Origin of the sequence: Nocardia tenerifensis NBRC 101015 (genome assembly GCF_000308715.1) — a bacterium.
GTDB lineage: Bacteria > Actinomycetota > Actinomycetes > Mycobacteriales > Mycobacteriaceae > Nocardia > Nocardia tenerifensis.
In genome coordinates, this window is sequence record NZ_BAGH01000300.1 from 71,414 (window position 1) to 96,020 (window position 24,607).

The window sequence follows — 24,607 nt, forward strand, 5'->3', positions numbered from 1 at the left end:
AAGGTGTGGAGGCAGGATGAAACTGATCGATCGGGTATCGGCCATCAACTGGAATCGGGTGCCCGACGAGAAGGACGCCGAGGTGTGGGACCGGCTGACCGGTAACTTCTGGCTGCCCGAGAAGGTCCCGGTGTCCAACGACATCCCCTCGTGGGGCACGTTGACCGCCGACGAGAAGCAGTTGACCATGCGGGTCTTCACCGGCCTCACGCTGCTCGACACCATCCAGGGCACCGTCGGCGCGGTCAGCCTGATCCCGGACGCGCTCACCCCGCACGAGGAGGCGGTGTACACCAACATCGCTTTCATGGAGTCGGTGCACGCCAAGAGCTACAGCTCGATCTTCTCCACCCTGTGCTCCACCAGGGAGATCGATGACGCGTTCCGCTGGTCGGAGGAGAACCGGAACCTCCAGCGCAAGGCCGAGATCGTGCTGGACTACTACAACGGCGACGATCCGCTCAAGCGCAAGGTCGCCTCCACGCTGCTGGAGAGCTTCCTGTTCTACTCCGGCTTCTACCTGCCGATGTACTGGTCGTCGCGGGCCAAGCTCACCAACACCGCCGACCTGATCCGGCTGATCATCCGCGACGAGGCCGTGCACGGCTACTACATCGGCTACAAGTACCAGAAGGGCCTGGAGCTGGTCAGTCAGGCCGAGCGCGACGAGCTGAAGAACTACACCTTCGAGCTGCTGTTCGAGCTGTACGACAACGAGGTCGACTACACCCAGGACCTCTACGACGAGGTCGGCCTCACCGAGGACGTCAAGAAGTTCCTGCGCTACAACGCGAACAAGGCGCTGATGAACCTCGGCTACGAGGGCCTGTTCCCGAAGGACGAGACCGAGGTGAACCCGGCCATCCTGTCGGCGCTCTCGCCCAACGCCGACGAGAACCACGACTTCTTCTCCGGCTCGGGCTCGAGCTACGTGATCGGCAAGGCCGTGAACACCGAGGACGAAGACTGGGAGTTCTGAGCGGGAATGGCGCCCTCCGGCGCTTGCGTTGACACCGGCGTCAACGTTTAGCGTGGCCGTGACGGTCGCTCGGAGGAGGTCGGATGCTGATCGGTGAGCTGGCGCAACAGGCCGGCACGAGTACCCGCACCCTGCGGTACTACGAGCAGCACGGGCTGGTGCGGGCGCGCCGCTCCACCAACGGGTATCGCGTCTACGACGAGGCGGAGCTGCCGGTCGTCCGGAAGATCCGGACGCTGCTGGAGTCCGGTTTCGACCTCGACGAGATCCGTCCGTTCGTCACCTGCCTGCGCGCGGGCAACAGCTCCGGCGACGACTGCCCGGACTCTGTCGCGGTGCTGCGCCGCAAGCTCGATGAGGTGGACGACGCGCTCATCAGGCTGACCGCGCTGCGGGCGGAGCTGGACCGGCGGCTCGCCGGGGTCGAACGACCCACGCCCGCCTGCGAATTCGCGTGAACTCCTGTCCGGCGGCCGGTCTCGACAGACCGGCCGCGCGACCGTCGCTGCCCACGTCAGTCGAGGACACCGATGAAGTTCGCCATCAGTTTCAGCACACCGTATTACGGCACCGACCCCGATCGGCTCGTCGCCTTCGCCCGGCATGCGGAGGCGTGCGGGTTCGAGGGCATCTATCTTCCTGACCACATCGCGCTGTATCCGGGCGCGAAGGTGGGCGAGTTCGAGATGCCCGCGACCCTGCCCTACCCCGACCCGCTCGACTGCCTGAGCTTCGTCGCCGCGGCCACCGAGCGGATCCTGCTCGGCACGGGCGTGCTGCTGCTGCCCTACCGGCACCCGGTGGTCCTGGCCAAGCGCCTGGCGACCATCGATGTGCTCTCGCGCGGGCGCATGCGCCTGCTGACCGTCGGGCTCGGCACGATGCCGGGTGAAGCCGCCGCCACGGGCGTCGACTTCGCCAGCCGCGGCCGACGGGCCGACGAGGCGATCGACGTGCTGCGGCTGCTGTGGTCCGGCGGCGCGGCGGGCGTCAGCTTCGAGGGCGAGTTCTTCGCGTTCGACTCGCTGGTCAGCTTTCCCAAACCCGTTAACGTGCCGCATTTGCCGATCCACGTCGGCGGCTCCAGCCGGGCCGCGGCGCGCCGGGCGGGCCGCCGTGGCGACGGCTACTTTCCCGGCGGGATGCTCGGGCCGCACGAACGTGCCGTGCAGCTCGAGCTCGCTAAGTCGGAAGCCGTTGCCGCGGGCCGTGATCCGATGGCCCTCGAGTACACCCGCTGGGGATCGATCGACATGCCCGTGGAGCGCGTCGCAGGCCTCGCCGCGGAAGGAGTGACTCGAATCGTCCTCGGCAGCATAGATCCCGAGGATCTGTTCGACGAGATGTCGCGCTTCGCTGAGCGTTTCGATCTCCACGGCTGACCTGGTCGATCCGGCCGCCGCCTTGCACCGGGCGGCGGCCGTCCGCTGTAGCTCGACAGGCCACTGGTCGGCGCTTTTTTATGTGGGAATTCCATTTTGGATTGTTCCTGCTGCGGGGTGGCTGTCCGTAATTCGGCCAAACGGTAAACCTCCATTAGAGTCTGCTGCTTGGATGAGCTCGGAAGCGGATTCAGGGTTGCCGTCCGGCCGCTTTCCGAGGCATATACAGTGCAGCACCGCGATCACCCGAAGGGAACCCTCCGAGACCGATATCGGTCGATATTTCGGTCAGGTTCCAGAATCGCTGCCGCACTCGGTTCCAAAACAGACCACCTTCGTTAGCGACCCTTCGGAGATGCAGCAATGATGACTGGTTCGACCCTTCCCCGCAGGCTGTTGGCCCGCGAACTCCGCAAAGCCCGCGAAGCGGCGAATGTGAGTGCGGAAGCCGCGCGGACCGAAATCGGCGTCAGTAAACAGACGCTATGGCGGATGGAGAACGGTATACCGATCAGACTGAACCCGTTGTTCGTCAAGCGGTTGTGCGAAGTCTACGCAGTGGAGCCGGAACTCACCGGCATACTCATGACCCTCGCCGAGGAGGCGAAGTCGAAAGGGTGGTGGCACGCCTTCGACGGGGCGATCCCCACGAATTTCGGGGTGTTCGTGGGGCTCGAAGACGCAGCTCACCGCATCATTTCCTATCAGACGACGTTTCTGCCTGGAATGTTGCAAACCCAAGAGTACCGGCGGGCGATGCTCTGGATCGAATACCCGAACTCGCCCACCGAGGACGTCGAGGCGACCATCAATATCGCCGAGCTGCGGCAGGCGCGACTCCGCGACGACGCCAATCCACTGACGCTGGATGTATTCATCGATGAGTCGGCGCTGCGACGTCCGTGCGGCGGTCCCGACGCCATGCTCGCCCAGTTGCGACACCTCGCCGCCACCGCGGAATTGCCGAACGTTTCAGTTCGGATTGTTCCAACAACGGCGGGAACATATCGCGCTTTGACAGTAGGAACATTCGTTCTTCTCGAATTCCCGCCGCACCCCACCGGGTATCTCACCGAGCCGCCCGTGGTGTACGCACAAGGTTTTACCGGAGATCTGTATTTGGAGCGCCCCGAGGAGATTTCGGCGTATCGTAAAGTCTGCACAGACCTCAAGCGTCTGGCACTGGGTGAGGCAGAAAGCCACACTCTTATCCTCGACATCGCGGAGGAGTTCAAGAAATGACCATCAACACCACCAACGCTCGCTGGTTCAAGAGCTCGCACAGCACCGCAAAGAAAGACTGCGTGGAGGTAGCGCATCTCGACAACGGCATGGTCGGAGTCCGCGACTCCAAGAACCCATCCGGGCCCGCCCTCGTCTTCAGCCCGAGCGAGTGGGACGCCTTCACCGCCGGCGTGGCGGACGGTGAGTTCCATCGCGGGTAACCACCGCTGAACGCGAGACCCTCACTGCCAGTGGGGGTCTCGTCGTCGTTTCCGCGCGAGGCACCGATGCCGGCTCCAGCACCCCGACCACCGTCACAGTGACATTCGGCGACGCCGACACACAAACCCGCACCGCGAGAAGCGTTCCCACTTGAAGCCGGGCATCTTCGAGGTCATGCTCGGCCGGGTACTCGGCGCAACCACTGTCGATCGGAATCGGCGGCCCCACTCCGCGCGCTACACAACGAAGCCTGCCGCCCCCGATCGGGAGCGGCAGGCTACTAGCGTACTGCTCGAAACTAGTTGTCGCTGTAGGGATTCCGCAGGATGTGCAGAATCTGAGCAACGTCGGACCTGAGGTAGATCATGTTGGTCTCCACAGAAGCCATCCGAACATCCATCGCCTCGAATCGAGCATCCATGGCCTCGAATCGAGCATCCATGGCGTCGAACCGAACATCCATAGCCTGGAACCGAGCGTCCACAGTCTCGAATCGAGCATCCATCGCCTCGAACCGGCCATCCATCACGCCGAGCCGAGCGTTGATCTCCTCCTGACCGGCAACCAAGTTGCTGATATCGACATTCATCGAGATCAGCCTCGAGGCCACCGACCGACCGTCGAGGTCGCCGATGCTCGCGCGAATCCCCGCCATCCCGGCGTAGAGGTCATCGATCTTCGCGTGCACGGCGCCGAACTGTTCCTCGAATCGGGTCACCGTGACAGTATCGCGCGTGATCTGATGATCACGCCAGTACTCCAGATCGCTTACGCGCTGTTCCAGAGTCTTTCCGCTGGTACTCATGGGTCGAGCCCTCCCCTCATCCGTTACCGCGTTGTTATTTCGGGGAGATCGTATCCTCGGGCACCGGCACCGTCGGCCGATCGAGCGGCGGATTCGGAGATTTTTCGCCGAAAGCCGAAAACCGTTATCCCGCTAGGAACCTCAGCAATTCGGCACTGACAAACTGGGGGTTTTCCTCGACGAGCCAGTGTCCCGCGTTGTATACGTCAACCGCCCGCACGATGTTGGTGATCCGGGGCGCGACGGTGGATCGGATCCCGTCGAGCTGTCCCTGGGCGGTCATGAGCAGCGTCGGGACGTTGGTCGGGGCGGCCGCGACGGTGTCGCGCACATCCTTGTCCAGGGCGCGATAGAGCTCGAATCCGCCGGACAGCACCTCGGGCCTGCGGTAGGTGCGGGCGAACTCGTCCACCTCGGCGTCGGTGAACGGCGAGCGATCCGAGGTGCCGCCGAAAGCCGTTCCGCCGTAAGAGACTTGCGGGTAGAACAGCGCCAGGTAGTCGCGGACGTCGTCACCGACCACCGCCTCGGGCACCCGGCGCTGCGAATGAAAAGCGATGTGCCAGCTCAAGTTCCGATAGGCGGCGGCGTCGATCGCGGGTCCCGGCAGCGGTAGATCGAGATAGCCGAGGCGAGCGGTGTCGGCCGGGAACTGGCTGGCGTACTGGAACGCCACCGCCGCGCCGAAGTCGTGCCCGACGACGCGCGCGTCGCGCAACCCGAGCTTGTCGGCGATCAAGGTGTGCACATAGCGCGCCAGCGTCGCCTTGTCGTAGCCGCTCGGCGAGCCGGTGCTGTCGCCGAGGCCGGGCAGGTCTACGGCGTAGACGGTGTGCTGCTCGGCGAGCGCGGGCATGATCGGCCACCAGCCGAACCAGGTCTGCGGCCAGCCGTGGATCAACACGACCGGCGACCCGCTGCCGCCGGTCACGTAGTGCATGCGGACGCCGTCGACGTCGGCGAACTCGTGCCGGAAGGTCTTGGCGAACTGGGCGTCGTCCTTGGTCGCGACGGCGTAGGCGGGAACGTCGGCGGTCGAGGTGGCGCAGGACGCCGTACCGAGCGTGAGCAGGGCGGTGAGCAGAACCGCCGCGGCGTTCCGGAGGAAGCGGCGCGACGACGGCCGTGGTGCGGTAGTCATATGATCCTGTCCTGGAGAGGGCTTTTCGTGGTCAGCGCCCGGTCGCGCCGTCGATGAGTTCGCGGAGGATGTCGGCGTGGCCCGCGTGCCGGCCGGTCTCCTCGATCATGTGGGTGAGGGCCCAGCGGACGCTGGGGCCAGGACCGTCCGGCCGCGGAAGCGGTGCCCCGAGATCGGTGCACCCGTCGAGCACCTTGTTAGCGCGCGCGACGGTCTCGCGGTAACGCGCCACGACCTCGGCCACGCTGTCGGCCGGCGCGGCCCGAAAAGTCGTCTGCCAGTCGGTGACCTTCTCCCCGAGGAACATCGCGCGCTCCACGAAGGTCAGGTGCTCGAGCAGGCCGAGCAGGTTCGTGCCCGACGGCACGGCGGCCGTGCGCACCTGCGGCTCGGGTGCGCCGTCGACCTTCGCGACGATCGAGTCCCGGAGGTAGTCGAGAAATCCGCGCAGGGTCGCCGCCTCGCTGCCGCCGGTCCGGGGCGGCGGCGTATCGCGGCGGCGACGAGAAATGGTCGACATGGTGGTCTCCGTTCGAGAGTTCGCCGGGTCAGGCGATGCGGCGGATGAGCAGGATGTGGTCGACGACCTCGGCGGTGCGCCCGTCCGGACCGGTCGCGATCCGTGGAGCCGCTTCGGCGCGTTCGACCCGCCAGGTCGCCGGGTCCAGATCGATACCCGCGGCGACCTCGTGCGGAGTCGGGTACCGGACGTCGCGATCCTGATTCCACGACCACGGCGCGGTCGACCCGTGATCGACGACCAGCAGCACCCCGCCCGGCCGCAACGCGTGCGCGGCCGCCCGCAGAACCGTCGCCCGATCGAGATCGAAGGCGGTGTGCAGATAGTGGGCGCAGACCAGTTCGAACCGGCCCGTGGGAAAAGTCCCAGGCAGATCATGGCTTTCGGCGACGATCCGATCGCTCAGACCGTGCGCGCGAGCGAAGTTCGCGAGCCGCTCGACCGCGACGGCCGAGATGTCGACGGCGGTGACCCGCCACCCGTTCCTCGCGAGCCACAGCGCGTCACCACCGTCACCGCAGCCGAGGTCCAACGCATGACCGGCCGGTAAGCCCGTAACCACCTCGGCGAGACGGTAATTCGGCTGCGGATCGGTGGCGGCCGGTCGGGTCGCGTAGACGCCGTCCCAGAACGTGACCGCATCGGTGGTACTCATCGAGGCTCCTTCTGTCGATACGTTCAGTCTCGACAGCGGACTCCGTATTTGGCACGGAAAATTGCGGTTCTGGCAAGATGGTCGGCGTGGACCGCGAAACCGAAGACGTGCTCGACGTGGTGGGACCCCGGCTACGGGCGCTGCGTCGCGACCGCGGCATCACCCTCGCCGACCTCGCGGCCACGACCGGGGTGTCGGAGAGCACACTGTCCCGGCTGGAGAGCGGTCAGCGCCGCGCCACCCTGGAGCTGCTGCTCCCGCTGGCCCGCACCTACGACGTCCCCCTCGATGATCTCGTCGGCGCACCGCGCACCGGCGACCCCCGCATCCATCTGAAGCCGATCCGCAAACACGGCATGGTGTTCGTCCCGCTGTCGCGGCGACCGGGCGGCACGCAGGCCTTCAAGATGATCATCCCCGCGCAGCCGAAACCGCTGGAGCCGACCCCGAAGACCCACGAGGGCTTCGAATGGCTGTATGTGCTCAACGGCAAGCTGCGACTGGTGGTCGGCGAGCGCGACCTGATCTTGCCGCCCGGCGAGGCCGCCGAGTTCGACACGTCCCTGCCGCACTGGCTCGGCAGCGCCGACGGCGGCGTCGTCGAGCTGCTCATCCTGTTCGGCCTGCAGGGCGTGCGATCACACGTGCGCGCCGACCCGGCCAAGTCCTGACCGGCGCTCAGCCGATGGCGGCCAGGTACTCGCCGTAGAACAGCATCAGTCCGACGGCCGAGGAGATCCCCGCCAGCAGCCAGAACCGGATGATGACGGTGGTCTCGGCCCACTTGCTGAGCTCGAAATGGTGATGGAACGGCGCCATTTTGAACAGCCGGTTGCGCGTGGTCCGGAAGACGACGATCTGCAGCAGCACGGAGAGGATCTCGGCGAAGAACAGCGCGCCGACCACCGCCATGAGCAGCTCGGTGCGGGTCGTGACCGAGAGCCCGGCGAGCAGGCCGCCGAGCGCCAGCGAACCGGTGTCGCCCATGAAGATCTTCGCCGGCGCCGCGTTCCACCAGAGGAATCCGGTGCACGCCCCGACCCCCGCGGCACAGACCACCGCCAGATCGAGCGGGTCGCGGACGTTGTAGCAGCCCGCGACGGGCGTGGTCGCGCAGGCATTGGTGTACTGCCAGAAGGTGATGATCACGTAGGCGCCGAGCGCGAAGCTCATCGATCCGGCCGCGAGCCCGTCGAGACCGTCGGTGATGTTCACCGCGTTGGACCAGGCCACCACGAGGAAGGTGACTACGAGCAGGAAACCGGCCAGCCCGAACGACACGGTGGCCACGTCGCGGACGTCGGACATGTGCCTGCTGCCCGGGGTCAATCCGGTGCTGGCCGGAAACCGCAGGGCGAGTACGCCGAACACCACCGCGGCCGTGAGCTGGCCGATGTACTTGCCGGTCGCGGTCAGGCCGAGGTTGCGCTGCCTGCGGAGCTTGATGAAGTCGTCCAGGAAACCGACGACGCCCAGCGCCGTGGCCAAGCCGAGCACCAGCAGGCCCGAGACGGATATCCCCGCCGCGTCGTGCCGCATGCCGAGCAGATGCGCCCCGAGGTAGCCCGCCCACATGCCGACCAGGATCGCGATGCCGCCCATCGTCGGCGTGCCGCGCTTGGCCTGGTGGCTGGCGGGCCCCTCGGCCCGGATCTCCTGCCCGACCTTTCGCCTGGCAAACAGCTTGATCAGCAACGGTGTCAAGGTGATCGACACCGCGAGCGCGATCATCGCCGAGAACAAGATCTGTCTCATTCGCCCCTCATTCGGAAAGTCGGAGCAATTGAAACATCAAGGGGCGCGCTCTTTTTCACCGACCGGGTGATTCAGATGCCGAGCACCAGCTTGGCGGTGGTGAAGTAGATGATCAGCCCGGTGGCGTCCACCAGCGTGGTGACCATGGGCGCCGACACCACCGCGGGGTCGATCCGCAGCTTCTTGGCCAGCAGCGGCATGGTGCCGCCGATGGTGGCGGCCCAGCCGCAGATCAGCACGAGGGTGATGCCGACGACCACCGCGACGCGCGGGCCGACGAACAGCCCGCCGATCACCAAACCCGCTGCGGCCAGCATGGATCCGAGCACCAGGCCGACGCGGCACTCGCGCCAGATCACCCGGAACAGGTCGCTCACCCGCACCTCGCCGACGGCCAGCGCGCGCACGCACGAGGTGGCAGCCTGCGCCCCCGCGTTCCCGCCCGCGCCGATGAGCAGCGGAATGAACAGCGCCAGATGCGCGGCCTGCTGCAGCGTTCCCTCGAACATGTCGGTGACGCTGACCGTGAGCGTCGCCGCGAACAGCAACAGCAGCAACCACATCGCGCGGTAGCGGGCCAGCTGGAACACGCCCGCGGCCATGTAGTGGCCCTCCCACGGCGACGAGCCCGCCTGCCTGGCCACGTCCTCGCTGTCCGCGGCCTCGATCACCTCGACGGCGTCGTCGATGGTGAGCAGCCCGACGAGCCGGTTCTCGCTGTCCACCACGGGCATGTTGATGTCGTTGGTCTCGCGCATGAGCCGGGCCGCCTTCTCCGCGGAGTCGGTGGCGCGCGCGCAAACCGGTTCGGTCACAACGAGTTCGGCGATCATCGTGTCGGGCCTGCTGAGCACCAGCTCGCGCAGCTCGACGATGCCGGTCAGCCGCCTGCCCACATCGACCACGGGCAGCGTGTAGACGGTCTCGGCGTTGGCGCCCTTCGCGCGGACCATGGCCAGCGCGTCCGCGACGGTCAGGTTCTGCGGCAGCGCGACCACCTCGGGGGTCATGTACTGGCCCGCCGAGCCCTCCGGGTAGCCGAGCAGCGTGGCCGTCATCCGCCGTTCGCGCGGGCTGAGCCCGGCGAGCACCTTCTTGGCGACCTTGGCCGGGGCCTCGCGCAGCATGCGGGCGCGGTCGTCGGGCGCCATGCCCTCGATCAGGTCGCGGAAGCTCTGGTCCCGCAGGCCCTGGAGGATCTGCTGCTGGTCGACCGGTTCGAGTTCCTCGAAGACCGCGAGCGCCAGGTCCTTGTCGAGCAGCCGGAACGCCATGCCGGCCTGGACGGCGTCCATCCTGGCGAGCTGGTCGGCGATGATGTGCGGCGGGTGGTTGTCGAGCCAGGCGAGCGCGGCGTCGACGCGGTGGGTGTCGGCGATGTCCTGCAGCGATTCGGACAGCGACGGACGTACTTCGATGACATCGGTCTGCGACATGGGTGTCCTCAGCGATATGCGTGAGTGAATGGGGGCGCGAAGAGTCACACCGCGGGCGCCGGCCCCACTGTCGCTGACTACTCAGGAGTGCGAAGGGGCGACGCCGCGCGGCCTTCGACTGGGAGGTTCGCTGCGCATGGCAACCCCACCTCCTTCTCGTCGCTGCCGCAGACCGGACGGGCCCGCACAGTCCCTGAAACATTGATCGGACGCGAAAGCATCCCTGTGCAGAATACAGGCAATTCGGGGAAGTTCTCACCACGGACGATCGCCCTGGTCACCTCGGCCGTCGCCACCACGGCGTTCGCCGCGTCGCCACACGGTGTACCCAGTTGGGTGCGGGCTCGGTCGGCGCAGTGCACCGCCTACTCCGCACGCCAGCCGCGGATGCGCAAGGTGCCGCGGCCGAGCATGGCTCGGACCACCGCGACCTGGCGAGCGAATCCGGTTGCAGTGCAGCAGATCACACCGGCGGCGCGGGGTCGTACTGGATGAGCCTGCGGACCTCCCTTGCGCGATCGTCGCTCGACAACCGCCGTACGAGATGCAAAGCCATGTCGATGCCCGCGGAGACGCCCGCGGCGGTGACGATGTCGCCGTCGTCGACGAACCGGTCCTCGGGACGCAGCTCGATGCTCGGGTCCAGCTCGGTCAGCCGGCTGAGCGACTTCCAGTGCGTGGTCGCCGGGCGCCCGGACAGCAGGCCGGCCGCCGCGAGGACCAGTGAGCCGGTGCACACGCTGGTGATCAGCGGCGTCGTATCGCGCTGGGCGCGGACCCACGACAGCATCGGCTCGTCGGTCAGCATCGGCCGGGTGCCCATGCCGCCGGGGATGATCAGCACGTCGCGGCGGGGCGCGGTGTCGAACGAGTACTCCGCCTCGATCGTGAGACCCTTCGCGCACTTGACGGGGCCACCGTCCCGCGAGAACGTGAACGCCGTATAGCCGTCGTCGGGGAAGAATTGCGTCCAGAAGGCGAGCACCTCCCAGGGACCCACCGCGTCGAGCTCCTCGGTTCCCGGAAACAGCAGCAGGCCGATGGTGCGCGTCATTGTTGTCCCTCTCGCGTCGAGAACCGATCCCCGATCGACGTTAGCGGCCGAGGTGAGCGGCGGCCCGTGCCGAATCGTCACCATTTGTTAGCTCACGATTCTGAAACGAATCCGAGACCATGACGTAACCGGAGTTCGTTTGGCGTGCCTCCGGCGGACCGTGAACCATAAGACTCAGCCGAAAACCCGCTTGGAACAAGGCTTATAGCAAGCAGAACCGCCCGCGTCGATTCTCCGCCGCTGTCGAGAAGGTAACACCAACCAGGTGACGCGAGCATTAGCTACAAGTTAGCCTCAGGTATGACGAAAATACTGGCGTTCACCTCACCGGCACAAGGACACCTGTATCCGGTCGCGCCGGTGCTGGCGGAGCTGGTATCGCGCGGCCACGAGGTCACCGTGCTGACCCTGCCCGACAGCGAACAGGCCTTGGCGCAGTTCGGCCTCACGGTGCGCGCGCTGCCGCCCGCCCTGGCCCGCGACACCCTGCACGACTGGGCGACCACCGCGCGGATCCCCGCGCTGCGGGCCGCCTTGCGCGCGCTTATCGAGCGCATTCCGGAGGAGATCCAGGCCTTGCGCGGCGCGATCATCGCCGAGCGACCGGAGGCGCTGCTGATCGACCTCACCGCGCCGGGCGCGCAGATCCTCGCCGCGGCCAGCGGACTGCCGTGGGCGTCGTGGGCCTCGACGCTGCTGCCCATTCCGTCACGCGACGTGCCGCCCTTCGGCCCCGGCCTGCGGCCACGCGCTGACCTGCTCGGCCGGATCCGCGACAACACCCTGCAGTGGTTCCTCACCCGGCGATGGAACGAGGTGCTGCCGCAGCTCAATCACATGCGCCAGTACTACGGCCTCGACCAGTTGGACAACGCCGTGGACTACCTGCGACAGCCGCCCCTGCTGCTCAACTTCACCGCACCGCCCTTCGACTACCCGCGCGGCGACTGGCCGCTGTCGGTGCACCAGATCGGCCCCGGCCTGTGGGCGCCGGAGGCCGAGCCGCCCGCCTGGCTCGCCGACATCGATCGGCCGATCGCGCTGGTCACCTGTTCGACCGAGTTCCAGGACGACGGCAGACTCGCCCAGACCGCCATGGACGCGCTCGCCGACAGCGAGTTCTGCACGATCGTCACCACCGGCGCCGTCGACCCCGAGACCTTGACGGTCCCGCCGAACGCGCGGGCCGAATCGTTCGTGCCGCATCAGCTGATCCTGGACCGGGCCGACGTCGTCGTCACCCACGGCGGGCTAGGCATCACCCAAAAGGCCTTGGCCGCAGGCGTTCCCGTGTGCGTGGTGCCGTTCGGCCGCGGCCAGTCCGAGGTCGCGCGGCGTGTGGTCACCAACGAGGCGGGCACGTGGGTGTCCGCCAAGCGGCTCACCCCGGCCACGCTGCGCGCGGGCATCGACAAGGCGATGACGCTCCGGGCGGGCGCGGCGCGGGTGGCCGCCGGGTTCGCCGCGGCGGGCGGCACGCTGCGCGGCGCCGAGCTGCTGGAACGGCACTTCGCCGGCCACCCGATCGGCCACGGCATCTGGTCCGGCACCACCCCGACCCACAGCTCCCATCCCTACCCCACCAACGAGGTCGCCCCCCAGATAACCCGCGGCGAGCCGGACCCGATCATCCTGCCGCCCAACGATTCTCCGCCCTCCGAGGACCGCTACTGGACGACCTGGCAACGCCGCGATCGCTGAATCGCCGACGTTTCTAGCGCGCTACCCCGGTGGCGAAATTAGACGCAGGCGGCGTCGAAAGGTTGTCCGGTCGATCGGACCACGGGACAGTGGGCCGATTGGAGCAGGACAGCCAGGAGGGCGTTATGACTACTGCCGATCAGCCACGGTCGGGGTCGCAGGCTGTCGAGCGGGCGGTGCATCTGCTGAACTGCTTCGAGGGGGACGATCCGGAGCTGTCGATCAGCGAGCTCGCGCATGTGGCCGGGGTGCCGGTCAGCACGGCGCATCGGCTGGCGCAGGCCCTGGTGCGGGGGCGGCGGCTGGAGCAGGATCCGGCCACCGATCGGTATCGGATCGGGCAGGGGCTGGCGACCTTGGCCCGCCCCGCGTTGAACAGGCTCGGCATCGACGCGGCCGCGCCGCACATGTACGCGCTCGCGGCGGGGATCCAGATCACGACGAGTCTCAGCGTCGCCGACGCACGGGAGGCGGTGACGGTGTTGCAGGCGCGCCCGCCCGTGCGGTTCTGCACCCATCAACTGCCGCGGGCGCGGCAACCGCTGGGTTCGAGCGCGTCGGGGCGGGCGCTGCTCGCCCATCGGCCCGTGCCGGCCTATCCGGCCGCGGACCTGGATCTGGTGCGGCGCAAGGGTTTCGCGGTCGAGGAGTTCGAGGGCGTGGACGACCACATCCGGTCCGTCGCGGTGCCGGTGTTCGGCGCGGACAAACAGGTGTGGGGCGCGCTGAGCGTGCAGGCGCGTTCGGCGCGGCTGAACGACGAACTGGTCCGCGACATCCTGCCCGCCATGCATCGGATCGCGGTGCGGATCGGCGGGGTCGTGCAGAACGCCTCCGCCGCGGCGATATACCCGCGGTAATTCGACTCACTGCGATTTTCACAATGTGGAATGGCCGTTGTCTACGGCGATGCCGGGCAACACCATAGAAGGCCACGGGCACCGGATCCGGTCCCGCCACAGTTCACGGAAGTCTCGAAGAGTTGACACCTAACACGCTGATCCGCCGACGCGCGATCGACCTGATGCGGGTGCCGCACGGGATCTGTCGCCGCTGACGCCGGTTTCCCGGCCGCCTCCGCTCCGGCATTCCCATCTCTCTTTTCTGTTGTCGCCGTGCCCTTTCCGTGCCGCACGTGCTTGTCCGAAGGATTTCCACCATGCCCTCCTCCGCTCCCCCGCGGCGTGCACTGCGCGCCGTCGCCGCGGCCCTCACCCTGCTCACCAGCGTCTCCGTGCTCACGGGCTGCGGCAAGTCCGGGCCGGGCACCACCGTCGACGGAAAGACCGTGCTGCGCTATCAGGGCGCGACCGGCCAGGTCTCGGCTTACGAATTGGCGGAGGACCTCGGTTACTTCACCAGAATCGCGCTGCGCTGGGAGGGCGACACCACCAGCGGGCCGGCCAATATCCAAGCGGCGGCGACGAATCAGGTGGAATTCGGCAGCGCGTTCAACGGCGCGGTGGTGAAACTGATCGCGGGCGGGGCGAAGGTTACCTCGGTACTCAGCAGTTACGGCTCCGACGAACAGTCGTTCACCGGGTATTTCGTCCGCGACGACTCCGGCCTCAGGTCGGCCCGCGACCTGATCGGCAAGAAGGTCGCCGTCAACACTCTCGGCGCACACCACGAGTTCATCACCAGGGAGTGGCTGCACCAGCAGGGCCTGTCCGAGCAGGAGATCAAGCAGGTGGAGCTGACGGTGGTCCCGCCGGCCAACACCGAGGACGCGATCCGCAAGGGACAGATCGACGTCGGAGCCTTGGGCAGCGTGTTCCGGGAGACCGCGGTCGAGCGAGGCGGACTCCACCCGCTGTACACCGACACGGCGCTCTACGGCGCGCTCAACTACGGCACCTACGTCTTCCGCAACGACTACCTCGCCAAAAACCCGGAAGCCGTCAAGGATTTCGTGCAGGGCACCGCGCGCGCCACCCGCTGGCTGCAGCTCACGCCGCGCGAGGAGGTGCTCGCCCGGTTCACCTCGATCATCGAGAAGCGCGGACGCAACGAGAACACCGGCCTGGTGAAGTACTGGCGCAGCTCCGGACTGCCGACGCCGGGCGGGGTGATCGCCGAGAAGGAGTTGCAGATCTGGATCGACTGGCTGGTCCGCAACGGTGAGTTGAAGGAAGGGCAGGTGCGCGCCGCGGACCTGTTCACCAACAAGGACAACCCGTACGCCAACGGCACTTTCACCCCCACGAGCGGCCCGACCGGCGAGGCGGTGGCCGCGAAATGACCGCGAAACTCTCCCTGGCCGGCGTGCACAAGCAGTTCGCCGTCCGCGGCTCGAACGAACAGTTCACCGCCGTCGACGACGTTTCGCTGGATGTGCGCGACGGTGAGTTCCTCGTTTTGGTCGGACCGAGCGGATCCGGCAAGTCGACGCTGCTCGATCTGCTCGGCGGCCTGAGCAAGCCGACCTCCGGCGAGATCCTGCTGGACGGCGAGCCGATCACCGGACCCGGCCTGGACCGCGGCATCGTGTTCCAGCAGTACGCGCTGCTGCCGTGGCGCACGGCCCGCGGCAATATCGAATTCGGGTTGGAGGCAAAGGGTTTACGTCGCAAGGCGCGTCGTGCGGTCGCCGATGAGTACCTGGATCTGGTGGGGCTGACCGGCTTCGGTGATCGCTACCCGCACGAGCTGTCCGGCGGGATGAAACAGCGCGTCGCCATCGCCCGCAGCCTCGCCTTCGACCCGGAGGTGCTGCTGATGGACGAGCCGTTCGCGGCGCTCGACGCGCAGACGCGGGAGTCGTTGCAGGACGAGCTGTTACGCATCTGGCGAGCCACCGGCAAGACGGTGCTGTTCATCACGCACGGCATCGACGAGGCGGTGTACCTCGGCCAGCGGGTCGCGGTGCTGACCTCGCGGCCCGGCCGGATCAAGGCGGTCGTGGAGGTGTCGATCGACCGGGCGGCGGGCGGCGATATCCGTTCGTCCCAGCGTTTCCGGGACTACCGCCACGAGATCTGGACGCTGCTGCAGAGCGAGGTCCAGCGTGCGGCGTCGCTGGAGCGAGAGTCCTTGTCGGACAACCCGGACGAAGCACAGGACGAGAGGGTGACCCATGTCTAGCGCGGTGGACTTCACCGAACGTTCGATCGCGGTGAGCATCGCCGCGCCCGATCGCTCCCCCGCCGATCGGCCGGCGAGCCGGTCATCCGACGCCGGGGCACGCGCGCTCCGGGTGGTCGGCCGGTTCGGCTGGCGGGTGTTCAAGCCGACGATCGTCATCGCGCTGTTCCTGCTGCTGTGGCAGCTGGCCCCCACCCTCGGGCTGGTGGACGAGGTGTTCCTGCCGCCGTTCTCGGTAGTCGCGCGGGCCTTCGTCGACCTGGCCGCGAGTGGTGAACTCTGGACGCACCTCTCGGCCAGCCTCAGTCGGTCGCTCGCCGGTTACGTCCTCGCGCTGATCGTGGCCGTCCCGCTGGGCGTCTCGATCGCGTGGTACAAGCCGGTGGCCGATTTCCTGAATCCGATACTGGAGCTGTTTCGCAATACCGCCGCGCTGGCCTTGCTGCCGGTCTTCATCCTGATCCTCGGCATCGGCGAGACGTCGAAGATCGCCCTGGTGGTGTACGCGAGTGCGTTCCCGATCCTGCTGAACACGATCAACGGCGTTCGTACCGTCGACCCGCTGCTGATCAAATCCGCTGTCTCGCTCGGTCTCTCACCGCTGCGGTTGTTCCAGCGGGTGATCCTGCCCGCCGCGCTGCCGTCCATCTTCACCGGCCTGCGGATGGCCGCGGCGAGCTCGATCCTGGTGCTGCTGGCCGCTGAGATGTTCGGCGCCAGAGCGGGTCTCGGATATCTGATCACCGCGGCCCAGCAGAACTTCCAGATCCCGAACATGTACGCCGGGATCATCGCCATCTCACTGCTCGGCCTGGCCTTCAACGGCCTGCTCGTCGCGCTGGAACGCCGATTCTCGCGCTGGCGCACCGAACCGAATGCCTGACCGTCCGCTCGCGACACAAGGAAAACCATGTCTGATAAGCAGTTTCATCTCAATGCCTTCCTGATGGGCGTCGGGCACCACGAGGCCGCGTGGCGGCATCCGCGCACAGAGGCGCACCGCGTGCTCGACGTGCGGCACTTCCAAGAACTCGGCCGGATCGCCGAGCGCGGCAAGCTCGACTCGGTGTTCTTCGCCGACGGGCTCGCGGTCGGGCCGCGGATCGAGCGCAATACCCTCGCGGTGTTCGAGCCGATCACGCTGCTGGCCGCGATCGCCGCCGTCACCACGCATGTCGGGCTGATCGCGACCGCGTCCACCACCTATCACGAGCCGTTCGACCTCGCCCGCAAGTTCGCCTCGCTCGACCACATCAGCGGTGGCCGCGCGGGCTGGAACATCGTCACGTCGGCGGGCGCGGACGAGGCGTTCAACTTCGGTTACGACGGCGTCCCCGAGCATGCGCGCCGCTACGAGCGGGCGCAGGAGTTCGTCGACGTGGTCGAGCAGCTGTGGGACAGCTGGGAGGCGGACGCGATCGTGCTCGACTCCGCGGCCGGCGTCTTCGCCGACCCGGGCAAGGTGCACACCATCGACTACGACGGGCCGCGCTTCCGGGTCCGCGGGCCGTTGAACTCACCGCACACCCCGCAGGGCAGGCCGTTGCTGGTGCAGGCCGGATCCTCGGAGAGCGGAAAGGAGTTCGCCGCGCGGCACGCCGAGGCGGTGTTCACCGCGCAGCGGACGCTGGCCGAGGGGCAGGCGTTCTACCGCGATCTGAAGTCCCGACTGGCACGGTACGGCCGCGCGGCGGACGAGCTGAAGGTGCTGCCCGGCCTGGTGCCGTTCATCGCCGACACGACCGAGGAGGCGCAGGCCCTCGAGCAGGAGTTCACCGACCTGATCTCACCGGACTACGCCCTGCGCCAACTGTCGACCATGCTCGGCGTCGACCTCACCGAGCACGCGCTCGACGGGCCGCTGCCACCGCTGCCCTCGGAGAGCGATATCGAGACGCACAAGAGCAGATTCACGCTGGTCAAAGAGTTGGCGGCGAACGAGAACCTGACGATTCGGCAGCTGATCGGCAAGCTGGGCGGCGGGCGCGGACACCGGACCTTCGCGGGCACGCCGACGCAGATCGCCGACGAACTGCAGAGCTGGTTCGACAACGGCGCCGCCGACGGGTTCAACATCATGCCGCCGTATCTGCCCGGCGGACTCGAGGATTTCGTCGACCGGGTGGTCCCAATCCTCCAGGAGCGCGGGCTTTTTCGCGCCGACTACACCGCGAACACGCTGCGCGGGCACTACGGGCTCGGTCCGGTGCAGAGCAGGCACGCTCGGGAACGGGCCGAGGTGAGCGCATGACCGTCGACGTCCTCGTACTCGGCGGCGGCCCGGCCGGGACCTGGGCGGCGTTGCGGGCCGCGGCCGCCGGCGCCTCGGTCGCGCTGGCGGACAAGGGTTTCTGCGGTAGCAGCGGCGCGACCGCCGCCGCCGGCACCGGGATCTGGTACGTGCGGCCCGATCCGGAACTGCGCGAGCGGGCGATGGCGAGCCGGGAAGCGCTCGGCGGCTACCTCGCCGATCGCGACTGGATGGCTCGGGTGCTCGACGAGACCTACGCCAGGGTCGATGAACTCGCCGAGGTCGGGCGCTACCCCTTCCCCGTCGATCGCGCAGGCCGGCCGGTGCGCACCGGGGTGCAGGGGCCGGAATACATGCGGCGCCAGCGGATTCGGGTACAGCGGGCGGAGGTTCGCGTCCTCGATCACGCTCCGGCGATCGAACTGCTCACCGACGCCGACGGATCCGCGGCAGGTGCGCGCCTGCAACGGCTGGCGACCGGTGAGCTGATCGACGTCCCTTCGCGTGCCGTCGTTCTCGCGACCGGCGGGTGTGCCTTCCTCTCGAAAACGTTGGGCTGCAACGTCAATACGGGCGACGGCGCCCTGATGGCCGTGGAGGCGGGCGCGGAGCTGTCCGGCATGGAGTTCTCCAATGCGTACGCCATCGCGCCGGAGTTCACGTCGGTGACGAAGACGGCGTACTACTCCTTCGCGACCTTCTATCAGGCTAACGGCGAGATACTGGCGGGTGCGTCCGGCAAGAGTCGCTCACCGATCGCGCGGGCCTTGGCGAGCGGTCCGGTGTACTGCACGCTGGATCGGGCCGATGCGGAGCAACGCCGGGCGATGCGGCTCGGGCAGCCGAACTTCTTCCTCACCTTCGACCGGCTCGGCATCGATCCCTTCACCGATCGGTTCCCGATCACGCTGCTCCTCGAGGGCACCGTTCGGGGCACGGGCGGGGTCCGCGTCGCGGGCGCGGACTGCTCGACCAGCGTGCCCGGGTTGTATGTCGCGGGCGACGTCGCTACTCGCGAGCTGATCTGCGGCGGGTTCACCGGCGGCGGCAGCCACAACGCCGCGTGGGCGATGTCGTCGGGCAGCTGGGCCGGCGCGGGAGCGGCCGAATACGCTCGGCTACAGGGTGATTCGGTCGATGATCGGCAGCGGTTCGGCGCGGGCGGGGTCGGCCTCCGGCCTACCGGCCGGCCGGACGCCGAACTGCGCCCCGCCGACCTCGTCGCGGTGGTGCAGCGGGAGGTGCTGCCGTACGACAAGAACTATCTCCGCCACGGCGACCGGCTGCGGCCCGCGCTGGCGACGCTGCACGACGCGTGGCGGCAGGCTCGGACGAGTTTGACTCTCACACAGGCGGATCCGTCGAAAGTGCGCTCGGCCGCGGCGATGATCGCACACGCGCGCTGGATGTACACGGCGGCGCTCGCCCGCACCGAGTCGCGCGGCATGGCTCGTCGCGAGGAGTTCCCGGATATCGATCCGGCGCAGCACCATCGACTGATCACCGGTGGGCTCGACGAGGTGTGGACCGCGCCGGAGCCGGTGTTCCTGGCCGAGTCGCGGCTGGTGCCGGCATGATCGAACTGGTCTCGGCCGAGCGATGCATCGGGTGCGACAAGTGCGTCGAGGTCTGCCCCACCCGGGTCTTCGATCGCGGCGCGAACGGAATCCCCGTGCTTACCAGGCAAACCGACTGCCAGACGTGTTTCCTGTGCGAGGCGTACTGCCCCACCGACGCCTTGTTCGTCGCCGCGCGCACCGAACCACTCGCGCCGGACGATGAGCAACGCGACGAGCAGTACCTCATCGACCACGGCCTCCTGGGCAGCTACCGCAAGGCGCTCGGCTGGGGTGGCGGCCCGCTGGGCGCGCGGTACGCGATCGGCCCCGAGCTGCCGTGACATCGAGCGGACCATCAGCCGCCGGTGCGCACTCGCCGGGGCGCGCTACCGCGCCGCCGCGCGACGATCGTCCCAGCACGGGATGATTGACTAGGTTTGGGGCAAACACACGAAGGAGAGATCTGTGCGCTTCGGCATCTTCATCCCACAGGGCTGGCGGCTCGATCTGGTGGGCATCGACCCGGCGGACCAGTGGCGGGTGATGCGGGATCTCGCGCAACGCGCGGACGCCGGCGACACCTGGGAGTCCCTGTGGGTGTACGACCACTTCCACACCGTTCCGGTGCCGACCGAGGAGGCGACGCACGAGGCGTGGACGCTCATGTCGGCGTTCGCGGCGTCCACCTCGCGGATCCGGCTCGGGCAGATGTGCACCGCGATGAGCTACCGCAACCCGGTGTACCTCGCCAAGGTCGCCGCGACGGTCGATCTCGTCTCGGGCGGCCGGGTGGAGATGGGCATCGGCGGCGGCTGGTACGAACACGAATGGCGCGCTTACGGTTACGGCTTCCCCGGCGCGGGTGAGCGGCTGGGCCGGCTGGACGAGGGGGTGCAGATCTTCCGTCAGGCGTGGACCGAGGGCAAGGCCACCCTGGACGGCAAGCACTACCAGGTCGACGGCGCGATCGTGCGGCCACTTCCGTTTCAGGAGGGCGGGATTCCGCTGTGGATCGCGGGCGGCGGTGAGAAGAAGACGCTGCGGATCGCGGCGAAGTACGCCGCCTACACCAATTTCAGCCCCGCCCCGGACGAGTTCGCGCAGAAGTCGGAGATCCTGCGCGCCCACTGCGCCGACGTCGGTACGGATTTCGACGCCATCGTGCGCTCGTCGAACTTCAACGCGGTGGTCGCGTCCACCGAAGCCGAAGTCGAGGAGCGCCTCTCGGCGATCCAGGCCAAGCTGGCCACGGTGATCAGCGAGGATCAGGCGAAGGGTTTCGTGGACGGCATGTTCCGCCCCTCGCTCGCGGTCGGCACCCCGGAGCAGATCATCGAACGCCTCACCCCCGTCCGCGATCTCGGCCTCGGCTACGGCATCTTCAACTTCCCCGAGGCCGCCTACGACACCTCCGGCATCGAGCTGTTCGAGAAGGAAGTGGCTCCGGCCCTCGCCTGAACGTGCACGCCAGGCGACTGCCCGATCGGTGGTCGCCTGGCGCGTTCACGCAGCGGGAAGTCCGTTGGGACGACTGCTCTTGCCATCCCCGAGAACGATGAGTCCGCCACAGACCAGGAGCGCCCAGGCGGGGGAAGCGGGCACCGCGGTGGCCAGGAGTAGCGCCCAACCGAGCATGAGCCAGCCGATCCACCCCGGCACGCGCTGGTGGTGGCGTGTCGACCACACGATGTAGCAACCGAGCACCAACACCGGAACGCCGAAGCTGCCGAGCGAGATCCATAGCGCTTCCGAGCGTTCGAATTGGGCGAGCGTTGCCGACTTTTCGAGCGTGAAGGTATTCCACCAGCCGTCCGCCACAGCCTGCGACCACGTGTCGCGCACATCCAGTGGGGAAACGACGACGTGCACGACGCCGAAGGCGACGGCGATCCATCCGGCGATTCTCGTAGATCGGGCACCTCGCCAGCCAGAAGCGGCGCGCTGTTCGGTCAGTTCCATCTGTCCTCCACCTGCCCGGTCACGCGAGCCGCGTTACGAGACTGCCAGTTTCGATACTGTCAGTCTCGTATGATGCCAGCATGTCGAAACCGAAACAAGCGGGAGGTCGCCCTCGGGACGGTCGGGTAGATCACGCCATCGCCGCCGCGGTCAGATCCCTGCTCGGCGAACAGAGTTACGCGACACTCACCGTCGATGCCGTGGCCGCTCGCGCCGGGATAAGCAAGGCGACGATCTACCGGAGGTACGCGACCAAACAGGAGATGATCTTCGCCGTCTTGCTGCACGACCTGAACGAAGCCCCACCGGCCGATACCGGCTCGCTTCGCGGCGACATCACCGCACTCACCACCCGGATCGGTGACCAGCTCGCCCGGTCCGCGGCCGGTGTGATGGCGGGGCTGCTGGCCGACATTCATGCCGACGAGGCGCTGAGCGCGCGCTTCACCGATTCCTATCTGGCCGTGGAACGTTCGGTCATCACGACACTGCTGGACCGCGCTGTGGCACGCGGCGAACTACCCCACCGCCCGGACCCCGCCCTCGTGCACGCTCTGCTCCTCGGCCCCCTTTTCGCCTGGCAGATCATGCTGAACGAAGATCCAACCCGCACAACACTTCTCGCCGACGCGGTAGCACGAAGTGTCACCAACGCCCTGACCTCGGGCGCGCTGACAAACCCGGCAGGAATAGAGAAAGCCTCAGTGCGGCAATCGCACTGAGGCTTTCGTGGTAAGCGGCTCCTACAGCATGCAGGACACGCAACCCTCGACTTCGGTTCCCTCCAGCGCCATTTGGCGCAGGCGGATGTAGTAGAGGGTCTTGATGCCCTTGCGCCAGGCGTAGATCTGGGCGCGGTTCAGGTCGCGGGTGGTCGCGGTGTCCTTGAAGAAGAGGGTCAGCGACAGGCCCTGGTCCACGTGCTGGGTGGCGGCGGCGTAGGTGTCGATGATCTTCTCGTAGCCGATTTCGTAGGCGTCGTCGTAGTACTCGAGGTTGTCGTTGGCGAGGTAGGGCGCCGGGTAGTAGACGCGGCCGATCTTGCCCTCCTTGCGGATCTCGATCTTCGACGCCACCGGGTGGATCGAGCTGGTGGAGTGGTTGATGTAGGAGATCGAGCCGGTCGGCGGCACGGCCTGCAGGTTCTGATTGTAGATGCCGTGCTCCATGACCGAGGCCTTGAGCTCGAGCCAGTCGGCCTGGGTCGGGATCCGCACCCCGGCGTCGGCGAACAGCCGCGCCACCCGCTCGGTCTTCGGCTCCCATACCTGGTCGGTGTACTTGTCGAAGTACTCGCCGCTGGCGTACTTGGACTCGGGGAAGCCGCCGAAGTAGGCGCCGCGCTCCTTCGCGATCTGGTTCGACGCCCGAATCGCGTGGTACACAACGGTATAGAAGTAGATGTTGGTGAAGTCGATGCCCTCTTCGGACCCGTAGTGCACCCGCTCGCGGGCCAGGTATCCGTGCAGGTTCATCTGGCCGAGGCCGATCGCGTGGGACTCGTTGTTGCCCTGCTCGATCGAGGGCACCGAGTAGATGTGCGTCTGATCGGAGACGGCGGTGAGCGCCCGGATGGCGGTCTCGATGGTCTGCGCGAAGTCGGGTGAGTCCATCGTCTTGGCGATGTTGAGCGACCCGAGGTTGCAGGAGATGTCCTTGCCGACCTTGGCGTAGGACAGGTCGTCGTTGAACAGCGACGGCGTCGACACCTGCAGGATCTCCGAGCACAGGTTCGAGTGGGTGATCTTGCCCGCGATCGGGTTCGCGCGGTTCACCGTGTCCTCGAACATGATGTACGGGTAGCCGGACTCGAACTGCAGCTCGGCGATGGTCTGGAAGAACTCGCGCGCCTTGATCTTCGACTTGCGGATGCGCTTGTCGTCGACCATCTCGTAGTACTTCTCGGTGACGTCGATGTCGGCGAACGGCTTGCCGTAGATGCGTTCCACGTCGTACGGCGAGAACAGGTACATGTCCTCGTTCTTCTTCGCCAGCTCGAAGGTGATGTCGGGGATCACCACGCCGAGCGAGAGGGTCTTGATGCGGATCTTCTCGTCCGCGTTCTCCCGCTTGGTGTCCAGGAACCGGTAGATGTCGGGGTGGTGCGCGTGCAGGTACACCGCGCCCGCGCCCTGGCGCGCGCCGAGCTGGTTGGCGTAGGAGAACGAGTCCTCGAGCAGCTTCATGATCGGGATGACGCCCGAGCTCTGGTTCTCGATCTTCTTGATCGGCGCGCCGTGCTCGCGAATATTGCTGAGCAGCAACGCGACCCCGCCGCCGCGCTTGGACAGCTGCAGGGCGGAGTTGATGGAGCGCCCGATGGACTCCATGTTGTCCTCGATGCGCAGCAGGAAGCACGACACCGGCTCGCCGCGCTGCTTCTTGCCCGAGTTGAGGAAGGTCGGGGTGGCCGGCTGGAAGCGGCCGTCGATGATCTCGTCGACCAGCTTGCGCGCGAGCACCTCGTCGCCCGCGGCGAGGGTGAGCGCGACCATGCAGACCCGGTCCTCGAACCGCTCCAGGTAGCGCTTGCCGTCGAAGGTCTTGAGCGTGTACGAGGTGTAGTACTTGAACGCGCCGAGGAAGGTGGGGAACCGGAACTTCTTCGCGTACGCCTGCTGGAACAGCTGCTTGATGAACGGCCGGCTGTACTGGTCCAGCACCTCCGGCTCGTAGTAGTTCTCGTCGACCAGGTAGTCCAGCTTCTCGTCCAGGTTGTGGAAGAAGACGGTGTTCTGGTTGACGTGCTGCAGGAAGTACTGGTGCGCGGCCTCGCGGTCCTTGTCGAACTGGATCTCACCGTTCGGGCCGTACAAGTTCAGCATCGCGTTGAGGGCGTGGTAGTCCATGACCTCGGTGGTGTCCGCACCGCGCGTGGCG

At 67.2% G+C, this 24,607-nt stretch carries 25 protein-coding genes; 16 read left to right on the forward strand and 9 right to left on the reverse strand.

Annotation, left to right across the window (positions count from 1 at the left end; translation table 11 throughout):
- Positions 1-16: 16 nt before the first annotated feature.
- The 5 genes from nrdF to ON39_RS23750 all read left to right on the forward strand — a co-directional run bounded on the left by nrdF (position 17) and on the right by ON39_RS23750 (position 3,806).
- Complete coding sequence (gene nrdF / locus ON39_RS23730) at positions 17-979, forward strand: class 1b ribonucleoside-diphosphate reductase subunit beta (protein ID WP_040737667.1); 963 nt, start codon at positions 17-19, stop codon at positions 977-979.
- Between the two features lie 83 nt (positions 980-1,062).
- Positions 1,063-1,437, forward strand: coding sequence for a MerR family transcriptional regulator (locus ON39_RS23735; RefSeq protein ID WP_040737668.1), 375 nt, complete (start codon positions 1,063-1,065; stop codon positions 1,435-1,437).
- Between the two features lie 72 nt (positions 1,438-1,509).
- Positions 1,510-2,361: a TIGR03619 family F420-dependent LLM class oxidoreductase gene (locus ON39_RS23740; protein WP_040737669.1), complete on the forward strand. Its 852-nt coding sequence runs from the start codon at positions 1,510-1,512 to the stop codon at positions 2,359-2,361.
- A 363-nt stretch (positions 2,362-2,724) separates the two neighbouring features.
- Entirely contained in the window at positions 2,725-3,603 is an 879-nt protein-coding gene (locus ON39_RS23745) for a helix-turn-helix domain-containing protein (protein WP_040737670.1), read from the forward strand.
- Positions 3,600-3,806 carry a DUF397 domain-containing protein gene (locus ON39_RS23750; protein ID WP_040737671.1) on the forward strand — a complete coding sequence of 69 codons (207 nt, stop codon included), beginning with the start codon at positions 3,600-3,602 and terminating at the stop codon, positions 3,804-3,806. The genes ON39_RS23745 and ON39_RS23750 overlap by 4 nt, the downstream gene beginning before the upstream one ends.
- Before the next feature lie 299 nt (positions 3,807-4,105).
- Here ON39_RS23750 and ON39_RS23755 read toward each other — a convergent pair whose 3' ends face one another.
- The 4 genes from ON39_RS23755 to ON39_RS23770 all read right to left on the reverse strand — a co-directional run bounded on the left by ON39_RS23755 (position 4,106) and on the right by ON39_RS23770 (position 6,928).
- Positions 4,106-4,495, reverse strand: coding sequence for a hypothetical protein (locus ON39_RS23755; protein ID WP_146251159.1), 390 nt, complete (start codon positions 4,493-4,495; stop codon positions 4,106-4,108).
- 241 nt (positions 4,496-4,736) lie between these two features.
- Positions 4,737-5,753 (reverse strand): alpha/beta fold hydrolase, encoded by a 1,017-nt coding sequence (locus ON39_RS23760; protein WP_040737673.1) that lies wholly within the window; start codon positions 5,751-5,753, stop codon positions 4,737-4,739.
- Positions 5,754-5,784: 31 nt separating this feature from the next.
- The gene (locus ON39_RS23765) at positions 5,785-6,273 is read right to left on the reverse strand and encodes a DinB family protein (protein WP_040737674.1); all 489 of its coding nucleotides are present in this window, start codon (positions 6,271-6,273) and stop codon (positions 5,785-5,787) included.
- Positions 6,274-6,301: 28 nt separating this feature from the next.
- Positions 6,302-6,928, reverse strand: a complete 627-nt coding sequence (locus ON39_RS23770; protein ID WP_040737675.1) for a class I SAM-dependent methyltransferase — start codon at positions 6,926-6,928, stop codon at positions 6,302-6,304.
- A gap of 77 nt (positions 6,929-7,005) precedes the next feature.
- Between ON39_RS23770 and ON39_RS23775 the strand changes: the two genes are divergently transcribed.
- Positions 7,006-7,599 (forward strand): helix-turn-helix domain-containing protein, encoded by a 594-nt coding sequence (locus ON39_RS23775; protein ID WP_211336338.1) that lies wholly within the window; start codon positions 7,006-7,008, stop codon positions 7,597-7,599.
- A 7-nt stretch (positions 7,600-7,606) separates the two neighbouring features.
- Here ON39_RS23775 and mraY read toward each other — a convergent pair whose 3' ends face one another.
- The 3 genes from mraY to ON39_RS23790 form a co-directional block, all read right to left on the reverse strand.
- A complete protein-coding gene (gene mraY, locus ON39_RS23780) occupies positions 7,607-8,683 on the reverse strand; it encodes a phospho-N-acetylmuramoyl-pentapeptide-transferase (RefSeq protein ID WP_040737676.1) in 1,077 nt (358 codons plus the stop codon).
- A gap of 71 nt (positions 8,684-8,754) precedes the next feature.
- The gene (gene mgtE / locus ON39_RS23785; protein WP_040737677.1) at positions 8,755-10,119 is read right to left on the reverse strand and encodes a magnesium transporter; all 1,365 of its coding nucleotides are present in this window, start codon (positions 10,117-10,119) and stop codon (positions 8,755-8,757) included.
- A 463-nt stretch (positions 10,120-10,582) separates the two neighbouring features.
- On the reverse strand, positions 10,583-11,173 hold the full coding sequence (locus ON39_RS23790; RefSeq protein ID WP_040737678.1) for a DJ-1/PfpI family protein: 591 nt from the start codon (positions 11,171-11,173) through the stop codon (positions 10,583-10,585).
- Positions 11,174-11,473: 300 nt separating this feature from the next.
- On the opposite strand from ON39_RS23790, the gene ON39_RS23795 reads away from it, so the two are divergent.
- The 9 genes from ON39_RS23795 (at position 11,474) to ON39_RS23835 (ending at position 21,226) form a co-directional block, all read left to right on the forward strand.
- Positions 11,474-12,874, forward strand: a complete 1,401-nt coding sequence (locus ON39_RS23795; protein WP_051186963.1) for a glycosyltransferase — start codon at positions 11,474-11,476, stop codon at positions 12,872-12,874.
- Between the two features lie 125 nt (positions 12,875-12,999).
- Positions 13,000-13,734 (forward strand): IclR family transcriptional regulator, encoded by a 735-nt coding sequence (locus ON39_RS23800; protein ID WP_040737679.1) that lies wholly within the window; start codon positions 13,000-13,002, stop codon positions 13,732-13,734.
- Between the two features lie 299 nt (positions 13,735-14,033).
- Positions 14,034-15,116 carry an ABC transporter substrate-binding protein gene (locus ON39_RS23805; RefSeq protein WP_040737680.1) on the forward strand — a complete coding sequence of 361 codons (1,083 nt, stop codon included), beginning with the start codon at positions 14,034-14,036 and terminating at the stop codon, positions 15,114-15,116.
- Entirely contained in the window at positions 15,113-15,958 is an 846-nt protein-coding gene (locus tag ON39_RS23810; RefSeq protein WP_040737681.1) for an ABC transporter ATP-binding protein, read from the forward strand. Before ON39_RS23805 ends, ON39_RS23810 begins: the two co-directional genes overlap by 4 nt.
- On the forward strand, positions 15,951-16,841 hold the full coding sequence (locus tag ON39_RS23815) for an ABC transporter permease (protein ID WP_040737682.1): 891 nt from the start codon (positions 15,951-15,953) through the stop codon (positions 16,839-16,841). The genes ON39_RS23810 and ON39_RS23815 overlap by 8 nt, the downstream gene beginning before the upstream one ends.
- A 27-nt stretch (positions 16,842-16,868) precedes the next feature.
- Positions 16,869-18,209, forward strand: a complete 1,341-nt coding sequence (locus tag ON39_RS23820; RefSeq protein WP_040737683.1) for an LLM class flavin-dependent oxidoreductase — start codon at positions 16,869-16,871, stop codon at positions 18,207-18,209.
- A complete protein-coding gene (locus tag ON39_RS23825; protein WP_040737684.1) occupies positions 18,206-19,786 on the forward strand; it encodes an FAD-dependent oxidoreductase in 1,581 nt (526 codons plus the stop codon). Before ON39_RS23820 ends, ON39_RS23825 begins: the two co-directional genes overlap by 4 nt.
- Positions 19,783-20,109 (forward strand): 4Fe-4S dicluster domain-containing protein, encoded by a 327-nt coding sequence (locus ON39_RS23830; RefSeq protein ID WP_040737685.1) that lies wholly within the window; start codon positions 19,783-19,785, stop codon positions 20,107-20,109. The genes ON39_RS23825 and ON39_RS23830 overlap by 4 nt, the downstream gene beginning before the upstream one ends.
- A gap of 124 nt (positions 20,110-20,233) precedes the next feature.
- Positions 20,234-21,226: an LLM class F420-dependent oxidoreductase gene (locus ON39_RS23835; protein WP_040737686.1), complete on the forward strand. Its 993-nt coding sequence runs from the start codon at positions 20,234-20,236 to the stop codon at positions 21,224-21,226.
- A gap of 45 nt (positions 21,227-21,271) precedes the next feature.
- On the opposite strand, the gene ON39_RS23840 is transcribed toward ON39_RS23835, so the two are convergent.
- Positions 21,272-21,727 carry a DUF6463 family protein gene (locus ON39_RS23840; protein WP_040737687.1) on the reverse strand — a complete coding sequence of 152 codons (456 nt, stop codon included), beginning with the start codon at positions 21,725-21,727 and terminating at the stop codon, positions 21,272-21,274.
- 80 nt (positions 21,728-21,807) lie between these two features.
- On the opposite strand from ON39_RS23840, the gene ON39_RS23845 reads away from it, so the two are divergent.
- Positions 21,808-22,449 carry a TetR/AcrR family transcriptional regulator gene (locus tag ON39_RS23845; protein WP_051186964.1) on the forward strand — a complete coding sequence of 214 codons (642 nt, stop codon included), beginning with the start codon at positions 21,808-21,810 and terminating at the stop codon, positions 22,447-22,449.
- 21 nt (positions 22,450-22,470) lie between these two features.
- Here ON39_RS23845 and nrdE read toward each other — a convergent pair whose 3' ends face one another.
- Entirely contained in the window at positions 22,471-24,576 is a 2,106-nt protein-coding gene (gene nrdE, locus ON39_RS23850) for a class 1b ribonucleoside-diphosphate reductase subunit alpha (RefSeq protein WP_051186965.1), read from the reverse strand.
- Between the last annotated feature and the right edge of the window lie 31 nt (positions 24,577-24,607).

Excerpts from the sequence above, each read along its gene's own strand:
- nrdF (WP_040737667.1), top strand. The coding sequence starts at position 17 with ATGAAACTGATCGATCGGGTATCGGCCATCAACTGGAATCGGGTGCCC.
- ON39_RS23735 (WP_040737668.1), top strand. The coding sequence starts at position 1,063 with ATGCTGATCGGTGAGCTGGCGCAACAGGCCGGCACGAGTACCCGCACC.
- ON39_RS23740 (WP_040737669.1), top strand. The coding sequence starts at position 1,510 with ATGAAGTTCGCCATCAGTTTCAGCACACCGTATTACGGCACCGACCCC.
- ON39_RS23745 (WP_040737670.1), top strand. The coding sequence starts at position 2,725 with ATGATGACTGGTTCGACCCTTCCCCGCAGGCTGTTGGCCCGCGAACTC.
- ON39_RS23750 (WP_040737671.1), top strand. The coding sequence starts at position 3,600 with ATGACCATCAACACCACCAACGCTCGCTGGTTCAAGAGCTCGCACAGC.
- ON39_RS23760 (WP_040737673.1), bottom strand. The coding sequence starts at position 5,753 with ATGACTACCGCACCACGGCCGTCGTCGCGCCGCTTCCTCCGGAACGCC.
- ON39_RS23765 (WP_040737674.1), bottom strand. The coding sequence starts at position 6,273 with ATGTCGACCATTTCTCGTCGCCGCCGCGATACGCCGCCGCCCCGGACC.
- ON39_RS23770 (WP_040737675.1), bottom strand. The coding sequence starts at position 6,928 with ATGAGTACCACCGATGCGGTCACGTTCTGGGACGGCGTCTACGCGACC.
- ON39_RS23775 (WP_211336338.1), top strand. The coding sequence starts at position 7,006 with ATGGTCGGCGTGGACCGCGAAACCGAAGACGTGCTCGACGTGGTGGGA.
- mraY (WP_040737676.1), bottom strand. The coding sequence starts at position 8,683 with ATGAGACAGATCTTGTTCTCGGCGATGATCGCGCTCGCGGTGTCGATC.
- mgtE (WP_040737677.1), bottom strand. The coding sequence starts at position 10,119 with ATGTCGCAGACCGATGTCATCGAAGTACGTCCGTCGCTGTCCGAATCG.
- ON39_RS23790 (WP_040737678.1), bottom strand. The coding sequence starts at position 11,173 with ATGACGCGCACCATCGGCCTGCTGCTGTTTCCGGGAACCGAGGAGCTC.
- ON39_RS23795 (WP_051186963.1), top strand. The coding sequence starts at position 11,474 with ATGACGAAAATACTGGCGTTCACCTCACCGGCACAAGGACACCTGTAT.
- ON39_RS23800 (WP_040737679.1), top strand. The coding sequence starts at position 13,000 with ATGACTACTGCCGATCAGCCACGGTCGGGGTCGCAGGCTGTCGAGCGG.
- ON39_RS23805 (WP_040737680.1), top strand. The coding sequence starts at position 14,034 with ATGCCCTCCTCCGCTCCCCCGCGGCGTGCACTGCGCGCCGTCGCCGCG.
- ON39_RS23810 (WP_040737681.1), top strand. The coding sequence starts at position 15,113 with ATGACCGCGAAACTCTCCCTGGCCGGCGTGCACAAGCAGTTCGCCGTC.
- ON39_RS23815 (WP_040737682.1), top strand. The coding sequence starts at position 15,951 with ATGTCTAGCGCGGTGGACTTCACCGAACGTTCGATCGCGGTGAGCATC.
- ON39_RS23820 (WP_040737683.1), top strand. The coding sequence starts at position 16,869 with ATGTCTGATAAGCAGTTTCATCTCAATGCCTTCCTGATGGGCGTCGGG.
- ON39_RS23825 (WP_040737684.1), top strand. The coding sequence starts at position 18,206 with ATGACCGTCGACGTCCTCGTACTCGGCGGCGGCCCGGCCGGGACCTGG.
- ON39_RS23830 (WP_040737685.1), top strand. The coding sequence starts at position 19,783 with ATGATCGAACTGGTCTCGGCCGAGCGATGCATCGGGTGCGACAAGTGC.
- ON39_RS23840 (WP_040737687.1), bottom strand. The coding sequence starts at position 21,727 with ATGGAACTGACCGAACAGCGCGCCGCTTCTGGCTGGCGAGGTGCCCGA.
- ON39_RS23845 (WP_051186964.1), top strand. The coding sequence starts at position 21,808 with ATGTCGAAACCGAAACAAGCGGGAGGTCGCCCTCGGGACGGTCGGGTA.
- nrdE (WP_051186965.1), bottom strand. The coding sequence starts at position 24,576 with ATGGACTACCACGCCCTCAACGCGATGCTGAACTTGTACGGCCCGAAC.